A 12,938-nucleotide genomic window follows, 5' to 3' on the forward strand; every position below is an offset into this window, starting at 1 on the left:
AGGAGAGGGAGGGGTGTGGGCGGGACGCGGTCCCTGCGGCGGACAGCGCTGACCGCCAAGTGCGTGCACGGTGCAACCTTCCGTATGTCCGAGGTATTCCGGTGAATTGGGCAAGAACAGGTCAAGGCGGTCTACCCGGATTCCGGTCCGCTCCGAATCCGTGCCCATCTGACCTTCCGTCAGATTGGAACGTGTTCTACTCTTGCGCCGTTCCAGTGGCTGCGACCGGCGAGGATCCGCATGGGCATCGGAATCACCGAAGAACACAGGGAGCTCGCGCAGGCCGTGCGGGGATGGCTGGCACGCGCCGTACCGCCCGGAGAGATCCGCAAGCTCCTGGACATGGAAGCCTCCGGCGAACGCCCCGCGTACTGGGAGGGTCTCGCCGAGCAAGGGCTGCTCGGCATCCATCTGCCCGAGGCGTACGGGGGCGGGGGCGGCGATCTCCTCGATCTGGCGGTCGTGCTCGAAGAGGCGGGCCGCGCCGCGCTGCCGGGGCCGTACCTGGCGAGCGCCCTCGCGTCGGCCGTCCTGCACGAGGCCGTCCCGGACGGGACCGGCCTGCGCGAGGCCGCTGTGCGTGAGGCCGTCGCGCACGGGTCCGCCGTGGATCAGGCTGTCACGCACGAGGCCGTCCCGGACGCCACGGGCGCCGGTGAGCTGGTGCGCGGCCTGGTGGACGGCACCCGCATCGGGGCCGTCGCGCTCGGCCCCGGCACGCTCACCGCCGTCGAGCGCGAGGACGGCCACCTCCTGGACGGCGAGCTGCCGCCGGTGCTCTCCGGCGCCGAGGCCGACCTGCTCCTGCTGCCCGCCGCCTCGGCCACCGGCCCGCGCTGGTTCGCCGTCGACACCGCGACGCCGGGCCTCACCGTGCGCCCGCACCGCAGCGCCGACCCCACCCGGCCCACCGCCGCGGTCCGCGCCGACGGGGTCCTGGTCCCCGCCGCACGCGCCCTGCCCATCGGCTCCGGGGTCGTCCGCGACCTCGCCGCCGTCCTCCTCGCCGCCGAGGCCTGCGGCACAGCCGCGCGCTCCCTGGACACGGCCACCGAACACGCCAAGGTCCGCGAACAGTTCGGCCGCCCCATCGGACAGTTCCAGGGCGTCAAGCATCTGTGCGCCGACATGCTCGTGCGCCTGGAACAGGCCCGCGCCCTGGCCTGGGACGCGGCCCGGGCGGCCGGTGAGCCCGAGGAGGTACGGGGCCTGGTGGCCGCGCTCGCCGCCGCGACCGCCCTGGACGCCGCGTACGGCTGCGCCAAGGACGCCATCCAGGTCCTCGGCGGCATCGGCTTCACCTGGGAGCACGACGCCCATCTGTATCTGCGCCGCGCCGTCGTGGCGCGGCAGCTGCTCGGCGCCGGGGACGACCACCGCCAGCGAGCCGTCCGCCTGGCCACCGGCGGTGCGCGCCGCGAACTCACCCTGGAACTCCCGCCCCGGGCCGCCGCGCACCGCTCGGCGGCCCGCGACGCCGTCGCCGCCGCCCGCGGCCTCGATCCGAAGGCCGCCCGCCGGGCCCTCGCCCCCACCGGCTACGCGGCCCCGCACCTGCCCGAGCCGTACGGGCTGGGCGCCGGCCCCGTACAACAACTGGCTGTGCAGCAGGAGTTGCGCGACCAGGGCGTCACGCTGAGCGGCCTGGGCATCGCCACCTGGGTGGTGCCCTCGCTCATCGCACACGGGACCGCCGCGCAGCAGGACCGCTACCTCCTGCCCACGCTGCGCGGCGAACTCCTGTGGTGCCAGCTGTTCTCCGAACCCGGCGCCGGCTCCGACCTCGCCTCGCTGCGCACCCGCGCCGAACGGACCCCCGAGGGCTGGCGGATCAACGGCCAGAAGGTGTGGACGAGCGCCGCCCAGTGGGCCGACCACGGGATCCTGCTCGCCAGGACCGACCCGGACGCGCCCAAGCACCAGGGGCTCGGCTACTTCCTGGTGGACATGAAGAACACCGAAGGCATCGACATCCGCCCGCTGAAGGAGATCACCGGCGACTCCCTCTTCAACGAGGTGTACTTCGACGACGTCCTGCTGCCCGAGGACGCCCTCGTCGGCGAGGCGGGCGGCGGCTGGCAGGTCGCCCGCAACACCCTGGGCAACGAACGCGTCCACATGGCCGACCAGGTCGCCTTCGACACCGGCCTGGAGGCCCTGATCGGCCGCGCCGAAGGACTAGACGGCGCCTGCCGGGCCCGGATCGGGGCGCTGGCCGCCGAGGCGCACGCCCTGGCCTGCATCACCCTGCGCACCACGCTCCAGCAGGTCTCCGGACTGGAACCGGGCGCGGGAGCCTCCGTACGCAAGCTCGTCCAGACCGTCCACCAGCAGAAGGTCGCCGAACTCGCCCTCGAACTCCTCGGACCCGACGGGGCGGTGTGCGAAGGAGCGGGGGAGCGGGCGGTGCACGGTTTCCTGATGTCCCGCTGCCTCACCATCGCGGGCGGCACCACCCAGGTTCAGCTCAATGTCGTCGCCGAGCGCATCCTCGGCCTCCCGCGGGACTGAGAGGAAACGTGATGAAGGCATACATCGTCGGTGTCGGAATGACGAAGTTCGAGAAGCCCGAGACCCGCGACTGGCAGTACTGGGACATGGTCAAGGAGGCCGGGACCGCGGCGCTGACCGATGCCTCGGTCGCGTACGAGGACATCCAGCAGGCCGCCGTCGGCTACTGCTTCCAGGCCTCCACCGCCGGGCAGCGCGCCGTCTACGAACTCGGCCTGACCGGCATACCCGTCTACAACGTCAACAACAACTGCGCCACCGGCTCCACCGCCCTGATGATGGCCCGCCAGTTCGTCGAGGGCGGCGGCAGCGACTGCGTCCTGGCGCTCGGCTTCGAGAAGATGGCGCGCGGATCGCTCGGCGGCGGTGGATCCGACGGTGGCGCGGGCGACTTCAAGACATCCCCGGTCGCCCGGCACTACGGCATCATGGCCGCCGCCCACGGCTTCGAGATGACCCCGCCCACCGCGCAGATCTTCGGCAACGCCGCCCGGGAGCACATGGAGCGGTACGGCACCACCGAGGCCCAGCTCGCCGCGGTCGCCGCCAAGAACCACCGCCACTCGGCCGGCAACCCGTACGCCCAGTTCCAGGACCCTTACACGGTCGACGAGGTGCTGGCCGCCAAACCCATTCACCGCCCCCTCACCCGGCTCCAGTGCTCCCCGACCTCCGACGGGGCGGCGGCGGCCGTCGTCGTCTCCGAGCGTTTCGTCGAGCGGCACGGCCTCGGCGACCGGGCCGTCGAGATCGCCGCCCAGGCCATGACGACCGACACCGGGGCCTCCTTCGCCTCCGGGACCTGCATCGACGCGGTCGGACTGCCCATGTCGCGGGAGGCGGCACGGCAGGTGTACGAGAGCGCCGGCATCGGCGCCGACGACCTTGACGTCATCGAGCTCCACGACTGCTTCTCCATCAACGAACTGCTCACCTACGAGGCGCTCGGGCTGTGCGGCGAGGGCGAGTCCGGGGCGCTCGTCGAGTCCGGCGCCACCACCCACGGCGGCCGCTGGGTGGTCAACCCGTCGGGCGGCCTGATCTCCAAGGGCCATCCGCTCGGCGCCACCGGAATCGCCCAGGCCGCCGAACTCACCTGGCAGCTGCGGGGCGAGGCCGGCCCCCGTCAGGTACCGGACGCCCGGACCGCGCTCGCCCACAACATCGGGCTCGGCGGCGCGGCGGTGGTGACGCTGCTGCGGCGCTGAGGCCGACGGTGCGGGACCCGGGTCCTACGCCGATGGTCCGGGGCCGGCACGGTCCGGAAACCGATGTACGGGGCGTGGGGCGGCTGGGAGTATGACGTTCATGGTTGACGTCTCGACGCCCACACACCGTGGCAGCGCTACCCGGACCCGAACGTGGGCGGTCGTGCTCGCGGCCTGCACGGGGCAGTTCCTCGTCGTGCTCGACGTGTCCGTCGTCAATGTGGCCCTCCCGTCCATGCGCGCCGATCTGGGGCTGAGTACCGCGGGCCTTCAGTGGGTGCTCAACGCGTACTCGATCGCCTTCGCCGGTTTCATGCTGCTCGGCGGCCGGGCCGCCGACCTCTACGGCCGCAAGCGGATGTTCCTCGTCGGCCTCGGCCTGTTCACCGCGGCCTCACTCGCCGGCGGACTCGCCCAGGAGGGCTGGCAGTTGCTCGCCGCCCGGGCCGCCCAGGGGCTCGGCGCGGCCGTGCTGGCCCCCGCGACCCTCACCCTGCTCACCGCCGCCGTGCCCGAAGGGCCCGCCAGGACCAGGGCGATCGGCACCTGGATGGCCGTCGGCGCAGGCGGGGGCGCGGCCGGCGGACTGATCGGCGGGGTGCTCACGGACTCCCTGTCGTGGCGGTGGGTCCTGCTCATCAACGTGCCCATCGGGGTGCTCGTCCTGATCGGCGCCGCGCTGTGGCTCGCCGAGGGCCGGGCCGGCGAGCGCGGCCGGATCGACTTCCTGGGCGCGGTACTCGTCACGGCGGGCCTCGCCTCGGTCGCGTACGGCATCGTGCAGACCGAGGAGTCGGGCTGGACGGCCGCGGCGACCCTGGTGCCGCTGCTGGGCGGACTCGCGCTGCTCGCGCTGTTCGTCCTGGTGGAGTCCCGGACGGCGAAGCCGCTGATGCCGCTGCGTGTGCTGGCGGCGCGGGCGGTGGCGTCGGCGAACGTGGCGATGCTCGTGATCGGCTCGGCCACGTTCTCCATGTGGTACTTCATGACCGTGTACGCGCAGAACGTGCTGGCGTACTCCGCGCTGGAGGCCGGACTCGCCCTGATGCCCACCTCGGTGGCCATCGTGGTCGGCTCCAAGTGCGCGCCACGGCTGATGGCGCGCACCGGAGCGAAGAACCTCGCCCTGATCGGCACGGCGATGGCCGCCGCGGGCTTCGGCTGGCAGTCGACGATGACGGCCGACGGCTCGTACCTCACGGCGGTCTGTCTGCCCGGCGTCCTGATGATGGCCGGCACGGGCCTCGCGGCCACCCCGCTCGCCACCCTGGCCACCTCGGGCGCGGCTCCCGGCGAAGCGGGCCTGGTCTCCGGCCTCGTCAACACCTCCCGCACGATGGGCGGCGCCCTCGGCCTGGCCGTGCTCTCCACGGTCGCCGCGGCCCGGACGGACGGCTCCACGGACCCGGTGGAGCTCACGGCCGGTTACGCGCTGGCGTTCCGGACGGCGGGCGGGGTGCTGCTCGGCGGACTGCTGCTGATGCTCCTCTGGCTGCCGCGCCACGGGCCGGCGAAGCGCTGAGGCCCGACGGGGGCGGTCAGGACGGCGGTTCCCCCGCGGGAGGCAGCACCAGCTCCGCGAGGTTCAGGAAGGCCTCCGTGGTGGCCGGCCGCAGACGGCCCAGGTTCCAGGTGGACGACTGGAGCGCGGAGTCGAACGGGACGGGAACCACATGGGCCGCGTCGATCCGCAGACGGTCGGCCAGGTCGGCGGGAAGCCGCCGCCCTCTGCGGCTGTCGACCTCGGACACCACCACGATCGCCCGGTCCGCCAGGTGGGCACGCCCCGTCTCCCTCATGCCCGCGAGCGCCTGCACCGCCGCGTTCAGGGACACCTCGGTGGTGCTGGAACAGACGATCAGGGCGTCGGCGTTGTCGAGGAGCACGTCCGCCGGCTGGTTCAGGTGCAGCGGGGCCCAGTCGCTCAGCACGAACGAGTAGTACGGCGCCGTCCGGGCCAGCACCTGCACATAGTCCTGCGCGTGGCGGGGATTCGGGCTGATGTGACCCCGGTGATGAGCGAGCACCTCGAGGCCCGAGGGAAGCCGGGTCGTGCAGGCGCGGACCTCCTCGTACGAGGCGGAGCGCGGCAGCTCCGCCACGTTGCGCAGGACCGCCCGGCTGCGGTTCACGAGGAACGGGTCGAGGCCCCCCACGGACAGGGCTGCGTCAAGGGCGAGCACGGGCTCGCCCCGCACCGCCGCCAGCAGGCTGCCGAGGACCATCGTCGTCGTGGCCCGGCCGCTGTAGTGGTAGGGGCCCACCAGGGCCAGCCGTCGGCCGTGCGACATCGGGACCCGTAGCCGCTCCAGCCGGCCCTCCGCCGCCCGGCGGGCGGACCCGAACCGGGCGAGGCGCGGCCCCGGCCCGCCGGACGGGGACGCCTCGTCGCGCGGGGGCAGGTGGAGCGGAGCGGGCGCCGGACGGCGGGCGGCGGCCGGCGGGGGCAGCGTCCCGGCGTCCTCCCGCTGGGGGCGCGTCCGGGCGATGTACGTGCCGAGGACCTCCGCGACCTCGCTCGCGCTGGGGCGTCGGGCCGGGGAGGCGTCGAGGCAGCGGAGCACGAGGCGGCGCAGCTGCTCCCACGTGTCGCCCTGCCACCGGTGCATCCCCTCCGGCATGTTGGGCATCTCCCAGCCGGCCTTGCTGCTGATGAGCTGGAGGAGCCCGCCGAGGGAACGCACGTTGTCCTCCCGCGTCGGCAGGGGGCCCGGCTCCAGGTACTCCCCGTCCACGGCGCAGTCCGAGAGGTTGGCCAGCATCACCGTGCGGCGCAGCACATAGACCCCGTCGGCACCGAAGTCCGCCGGCACCAGCCCGTTGATGTGGCACAGGGCCAGCGCGTTCGCCAGGTGGAAGGAGATGAGGAGCCCGCGCAGCGTGTCGAACGGGGCCACGGACTCCGCGAGCGCCTGGCTGAAGATCTCGTCGAGCCGCAGGGGCTGGGCGTCCCGGGCGGACGGCTCCGCGATGGTGGTCATGGCCAGCCAGGGCGTGGAGCCCAGGGTCCCGGTGGCCAGCAGGGTGGGCGCGTACTGCCCCTGGAGCCGGGCCAGGGCCTCCGCCTCCACCTCGATGAGCCGGCCGGTCTCCGGCGGCAGATCGGGGCGCGGGACACGCACCGCCGCTTCGTTGTGCTGCGCGTCGAAACCCTGGTACACCACCGTGCGGCGCCCCCGGCGACGGCCGTGCAGCACGAACGCGCCGATCCGCTCGGGATCCTCGGGCAGCAGCGAACCCCAGCTGTCGGCATCGGGTACCTCCCGCTCGGGAGCCGGCCCGGGACCGGGCGACCGCTCGCCGAACGACACCCCGAACCGGGTGAGCAGCCGCCGCTCCACACTGGTGAACGGCTGGTGCGAGCCGGGGAGCCGGGCTGAGCCGTCGGGGTGGGACAGCCAGGCCGGGAAGTCGGGGGAGTGGCCGGCCAGTTCATCGAGGCGGCGGCCGATCCGACGGCTCGTCCGCAGGAGCTCGGCCGGCGGAATCGCGTCGAGCAGGACGGCCTTGGACTCCTCGGAGAAGTCGAAGACCCGGTGCTTCGCCGGCAGCGGACCCGGCACCGGAGCCGGGTGGGGCCGCAGGAGACCGCCGAGGAAGACCTCGGCGAGATGAGAGGTGCCGGCCCGCCACGGCACCGCGGTCTGCACCAGCCGCATCACCGGAACCGACAGCGGGGAGACCGCCGCGAGATGGGCCGCGAGACGGTACGCCTCCGGAGTGGCCGCGTCCCGGAAGTGCTGGGTACTGCCCGCGTCCCGGGCCGGTGCCACCGCCTCGTACGGTCCCGGGCGGACCAGCAGCGGCAGCTCGATGGTCGTGCCGGGCGAGGCGAGCAGCCGGGCCCAGTCACCCAGCGACGCGGGATCCGGCGCCAGGACCGGTACCGGTATGCCCGCGAAGCGGGCGATGCCCGGCGGCAGCACCGGATCGACGATCCGCCAGGAGGAGTTGGCACCCCCGATCCGCCGGGTGGTGGCCTGCCAGAGTTCGGCGGAGATCCCGGACGCCTCCCACATCTGCGAAGGCAGGGTGTGCAGGACCGCGACCGGGCCGCGGGCGGCCCGGTCCGCCAGCAGGTCGTGCATCGCGCCGGACCGCCACGCCGCGCCCATTCCGTCGCTGACCACCAGCAGCAGCGTCCGCCCCGAGGGGTCGTTGACCGTGCTGAGCGGCAGTCCGGGGCCGTCGGACCGGAACGGCCGCGCGTGCAGGCCCGGCCGTGCGCCCGTGGTGTCCAGCCCCAGGACGCGGGTGGTGGAAAAGGCGCCCAGGCGCTCCAGCAGGGTGCGCAGTTCGGCCCCGAGCCGGTGCCACAGCAGCATGGACATGCCGTCGTCGACGAGCAGGACCAGATTCAGCCAGCGCTCCCGCACGGGGCGCTGCACCACGTCGACCAGTCCGGTCTGCGCGAACTCGGCGGCTGTGAGCTCCTCGTCGATCTCCGTGCGATGACGGCTGTCCCGGCGGCGACGCAACGGCCGCAGGGAGCGCCCCAGTTCGAGCTCGTCGGAGAGCGCCTTCTCCTCGGGGACCCGTACCGGCATGGCCTTGCGGGAGCCGCGGCCGGAGGGTGCGGGGAGCGGCTCCGGCACCGGAGGCGGTTGCCGGGCCGCCGCGTACAGGGACGGGGCGGTCAGGTCCGGCAGATCCGCGTCGTCGGGTTCCGGGCCGGGCCGCTTGAGGGATACCCGGTCCGGTCCTGGGCCGGGTCCGACGGCGGGCGGACGTGTCTCGGGCCGCTCCCGGTGAAGGGGCGCGCCGGGGCCGGCGGGCAGGCTGCGGGCCAGCCACAGCACGTCCAGGAGCTGATCCGCGTCCAGGTCGTGGCCGCAGGCCGACAGCACCCGCAGCGCCTCGGCCAGCCGTGCCCCGCCGCCGGCCATGTCACATCGCCCCGGTCAGCTGGTGGAGTACGGCGTCCAGCAGGCCCTCCGCGTCCAGGTCGACCCCGCCGGTGCGCAGGAACACGGCATTGAGCAGCTGGTCGGTGGCCAGCTCTCCGGGGGCCCGGCGGCGCAGGAACGTCTCGATGAGGTCGTCGGCCGCCCCGAGGGCCGCATCCCCGAGGTGGGCGGCGACGATGGCCCGCAGCCGCTCCTCGTCGGGCACGGGCAGGTCGAGCCGTACGCAGCGGCGCAGGAACGCGGGCGGGAAGTCGCGCTCACCGTTGCTGGTGATGACGACGACCGGGAACTCCGCGCACTGGACGACACCTTGGTGCACCCGGACCGTCCCCCGGTGGTCGAGGGTCTGCACCTCCACATCGGCCATGTCCTCGGGGAGCCGGGTCAGCTCCGGAATGTCGTAGACGCCCTCCTCGAAGACCGTCAGCAGATCGTTGGGCAGATCGACGTCACCCTTGTCCATCTCGTCGATGAGCAGCGCCCGGGGAGTCGCGGACGGCACCAGGGCGGTGCCGAGCGGGCCCAGCCGTACGAACGTGCCGATGGACGGCTCGCGTTCGCCGCGGTCCCGGCTCAGAGTCGTCTCGCGCAGCCGGCCGATCGCGTCGTACTGGTAGAGGGCGTCCTTCACCGTGGACCGGCTGTTGACCGGCCAGCGCAGCAGCTCGCCCAGCCGGAGCTCATGGGCGACCGCGTGCGCGAGCGAGGACTTCCCGGTGCCGGCCGGCCCGGTCACCAGGAGCGGCCGGCGCAGGTGCAGGGCCGCGTTCACGATGTTCGCGTGCTGTTCCTCGATCACGTAGGGCATGCCGGGATGGACTGCCCGGCCCGGAGTGAACCGGCGCCAGGGCGGGGCCGGAGGCAGGGACACGGCCCGGGGTTCCCCGTCGCCGCGGAAGAGGCGCCAGTCGGCCTCTGGAGCGGATGTCATGCGCTCTCCTGTGGTTCGGTCAGGTGCAGCCGGGGCACGGTGCGGTCGGCGTCCGCCCAGGCGAGGACCGGACGGCCGGGAAACTCGGGCGGGCTCGCCTGGGCGTTCGCCCGGTAGTCGCGTACGCCGTCGGGCAACTCCCGGGTGGCGACGGCCGCCATGTGCTGCGCGAGGTGCGAGGCCCCGTCCCGGCCGCGGTCCCACACCACTACGGGAATGCCCAGAGCGAGACACGTCTGCACGATGCCGTCCCGCGGTCCGGGCGGTACGTCCACACAGACGCGCACCGTGTCGAGTTGGTTGACGAGTTTGAAGTAGAGGGCATCGGGGTCCATCGACTCCGAGACGACCAGGGTCTTCCCCGAATCCAGCCGGCTCCACCGTCGGCGCCAGTGGGAAATGAACCTCCCGTGCCGGCGCAGCAGTTCGGGGCAGTGTACGACCAGGGGGAACTCCACACCGAGCACACCCGGCACGATCTCGCCGGGATCGTGCGCCGCCCACTCGTCGACCGGGAGGTTGAGGCTCGCGCGGTCGACGAGCACCTCGACCAGGGGCGGCCGCTCGTCGTCGGCCGGCGGCGTCAGGGAGTCGAGGACGCGCAGCACTTCGCGCGCCCCGTCCGTCGCCGAATAGGTCATGAGGCTGTCCGTGGAGACCTGGCGGGGCCCCGCTCCCTCGTCGCACCAGATCCGCAGCCGGTGGCGGCCCCGCTCGGCACTCGTCACCTGGACCAGGACCCGCATGCGCGCGGAGCGGTCACGAACCGAGCGGCCCCAGGCCTGGGCGTCCGACCGGCGCTCGCCCAGGGCCGGCCGGGCTATCCCGAGGCGCTGGGCGATCCCGTCGGCCCACATGCGCAGTTCCGCCCGCTTCGCCGGGGGACAGAGCACGCCGACGTACTCCAGGACGCGCAGCAGCGCCGGGACCCTGCGCTCCCCGCTCGTGGAGTGACCGTCCCCGGGCAGTGCCTCGAGCCGGTTCAAAAGCGCGTCCAGCGACTCCCCGCCGGGGAAGGCCGGCACATGGGGCACCGCGGCCCGTGCGGCCTCGGGAATCCGCGCCAGTACGTCGCGGTCCGTGGCCCGCAGGTGCCTGAGCAGTGCCGCGTACTCCTGCGGTGTCAGCAGCCGCGGGACGTCGCTGAGGGAACCCGCGGCCAGTACGCGGTCGGCGCGAGCCGGGTCGCTGGAGCGCCGCAGGATTCCCGAGAAGGCGGCGAGGGCCCGCGGGTGCGTGAGCACGAACAGGGCGAACTCCTCGGGCGAGGGCGGGGTCACGTCGCTTCCCCAGCCGACACCGCAGGCCTGGGCCAGCCGCTTGGCACAGTCCGAGCGCTCGCTCGGCGAGTACAGCATGTCCCCGATGGCCTCGGTCAGCAGCAGGAGCGCCGGATCCTCGGGTTCCGGAGCCTGCGGAGGCAGGACCCCGTGCAGGCCCACGGCGTCCAGTTCGCTCCTGACGCGCTGCCAGGGGATCGCCCAGCTGCGCCGCACGAGGTGCTGCGGGCTGTGCGGAAGGGGCAGCCCGGTGGCGCCGTCCCGGGGCGGCATGAAATGCGCCACGACCAGTCCGACGACCGCCTGTTCACGCCGGCACCACAGCGGACCCCCGCTGTATCCCGGGCCGACCGCCATGCCGGTCGCCTCGCCGTCCAGATAGCCCATCGAGGGGTGGAGCGAGGCGACGGTGAGCCGGGCCAGCGTCGCGTCCTCGCCGCTGCCGTGCCAGGCGCTCAGTTTTTGCTCGGTCGACATGTCGGCACGGTCGGGAGCGGCGGGCAGACCACCGGCCGGCCCGTCGACGCGTAACACGGCCAGGTCGCCGAGCCACTCGTTGTCCCCCTCGAGCACCGCGCCGCCGTCCCTGGCCCGCGGGGCGACCCAGTGGAGCAGGCGCGCGGAGTACGTCTCCGAGCCGCCGTACCGGTCCGCGTACGCACCGCGCACCACGACGGAGATCTCCTCCAGCCTCGGGGGCCGGGCTTCGAACATCGGTCGGCCGAGTGCGTCATTGACGACGTGTGCGCAGGTCAGGACCGTGTCGGGGCCAAGGATGAAGCCCGCGCCCGCCAGACCCCCGTCATCGGCGCGCCGCACCGTCACCACGAGGCGGGAGGGATCGTCGTGGTGCCAGCCGCCCGTGGCTCCGAACCACCCCATGCCTTACTTCACTCGGAGGCCGGCGGTGCGCCGGCCCCCTGGGACGGCACCGGCCGCCAGCTGGCGGTGACCGTGAGGTGGGCCTGGCCGTTGCCGCCCACGATGCCCAGCTTGAGGTCCTGTCCGATCTGGACACCGAACGTCACGCTCAGCTCGGTGGGCGGCTCCGGCGTGGCGACCACGGCGTCGTGGACCTCCTGGAGCAGCGGGCCGACGGGCTTCAGCGCGCCCCGCAGGGCCCCGACCGCGAAACTGGCGACGGACCGGCCCCCGGCAGCCACGGGGACGGCCCGCCCCATGCCCTCGGGAAGGTCGCCGTCCCGCTGCTGAGCGGGCGCCGCGGGAGCGGCCCCGGGCGCGGGTGCGAGCAGGAAGCGGACGGGCGTGCCGTCGTCGAGTTCGATGTCAGGTGTAGTGGACACGACCACATTGTCGCCGGACCGGGGGCGCTGAAACGCTGGGCCGGTCAACTCGGTTATGAGATCGACGCATTGGGCCGGAAACGGCGCCCGGACCGGTGAGGTGTCGCGGCGCCGGACGCCGGCACGGCCCTCAGAGCCAGCCCTGCTGCCGGGCCGCCCGGACCGCCTCCATCCGGTTGCGGGTGCCGGTCTTTCCGATCGCGGCGGACAGGTAGTTGCGGACGGTCGACTCCGACAGATGCAGCTTCACCGCGATGTCCGCGACCGTCGCCCCGTCCACCGAGGCGACCAGCGCGTCCCGCTCCCGCGCGGTCAGCGGACTCGGCCCGGCGCTCAGCGCCGCGGCGGCCAGGGCCGGGTCGATGACGGTCTCCCCGGTCAGCACCCGGCGGATCGCCGACGCGAGCTCCTCGACGGGGCCGTCCTTCACCAGGAACCCCGCCGCCCCCGCCTCCATCGCGCGCCGCAGATAGCCCGGCCGGCCGAACGTGGTGAGGATCAGCACCCGGCAGTCCGGCACCTCCTCGCGCAGATCGGCGGCCGCGTCCAGCCCGCTGCGGCCCGGGAGCTCGATGTCCAGGAGCGCCACATCGGGCCGCGACGTCAGTGCGGCAGGCACGATCTCGTCGCCCGCGCCCACCTGGGCGACCACCTCGATATCGGGTTCCAGCCCGAGCAGCAGGGCGAGCGCGCCGCGCATCATGCCCTGGTCCTCGGCGAGCAGTACCCGCACGGACTTGGTCGGCCGGTGATCCTGCGGCATCTCGTTCACGGGGAGCAGCCTAACGACCTCGTGC

At 73.6% G+C, this 12,938-nt stretch carries 8 protein-coding genes; 3 read left to right on the plus strand and 5 right to left on the minus strand.

The features are described from left to right. The first annotated feature begins 240 nt into the window (after nucleotides 1-240). The 3 genes from EAO72_RS13505 to EAO72_RS13515 all read left to right on the plus strand — a co-directional run bounded on the left by EAO72_RS13505 (nucleotide 241) and on the right by EAO72_RS13515 (nucleotide 5,241). Nucleotides 241-2,511 (plus strand): acyl-CoA dehydrogenase, encoded by a 2,271-nt coding sequence (locus EAO72_RS13505; protein ID WP_148017542.1) that lies wholly within the window; start codon nucleotides 241-243, stop codon nucleotides 2,509-2,511. Between the two features lie 11 nt (nucleotides 2,512-2,522). After that, a complete protein-coding gene (locus EAO72_RS13510; RefSeq protein WP_148017543.1) occupies nucleotides 2,523-3,719 on the plus strand; it encodes a lipid-transfer protein in 1,197 nt (398 codons plus the stop codon). 91 nt (nucleotides 3,720-3,810) lie between these two features. After that, nucleotides 3,811-5,241, plus strand: a complete 1,431-nt coding sequence (locus tag EAO72_RS13515) for an MFS transporter (protein WP_187285032.1) — start codon at nucleotides 3,811-3,813, stop codon at nucleotides 5,239-5,241. 16 nt (nucleotides 5,242-5,257) lie between these two features. On the opposite strand, the gene EAO72_RS13520 is transcribed toward EAO72_RS13515, so the two are convergent. The 5 genes from EAO72_RS13520 to EAO72_RS13540 form a co-directional block, all read right to left on the minus strand. Then, complete coding sequence (locus tag EAO72_RS13520) at nucleotides 5,258-8,605, minus strand: SAV_2336 N-terminal domain-related protein (RefSeq protein ID WP_148017544.1); 3,348 nt, start codon at nucleotides 8,603-8,605, stop codon at nucleotides 5,258-5,260. Between the two features lies 1 nt (nucleotide 8,606). Beyond that, complete coding sequence (locus EAO72_RS13525; protein WP_148017545.1) at nucleotides 8,607-9,557, minus strand: AAA family ATPase; 951 nt, start codon at nucleotides 9,555-9,557, stop codon at nucleotides 8,607-8,609. Then, nucleotides 9,554-11,719, minus strand: a complete 2,166-nt coding sequence (locus EAO72_RS13530; protein WP_148017546.1) for a VMAP-C domain-containing protein — start codon at nucleotides 11,717-11,719, stop codon at nucleotides 9,554-9,556. The genes EAO72_RS13525 and EAO72_RS13530 overlap by 4 nt, the downstream gene beginning before the upstream one ends. Before the next feature lie 8 nt (nucleotides 11,720-11,727). Then, a complete protein-coding gene (locus EAO72_RS13535; RefSeq protein ID WP_148017547.1) occupies nucleotides 11,728-12,141 on the minus strand; it encodes a CU044_2847 family protein in 414 nt (137 codons plus the stop codon). A 130-nt stretch (nucleotides 12,142-12,271) separates the two neighbouring features. Then, nucleotides 12,272-12,904 carry a response regulator transcription factor gene (locus EAO72_RS13540; protein ID WP_148017812.1) on the minus strand — a complete coding sequence of 211 codons (633 nt, stop codon included), beginning with the start codon at nucleotides 12,902-12,904 and terminating at the stop codon, nucleotides 12,272-12,274. Nucleotides 12,905-12,938: the final 34 nt, after the last annotated feature.

It is taken from the genome of Streptomyces sp. OR43, from assembly GCF_008042275.1.
GTDB lineage: Bacteria > Actinomycetota > Actinomycetes > Streptomycetales > Streptomycetaceae > Streptomyces.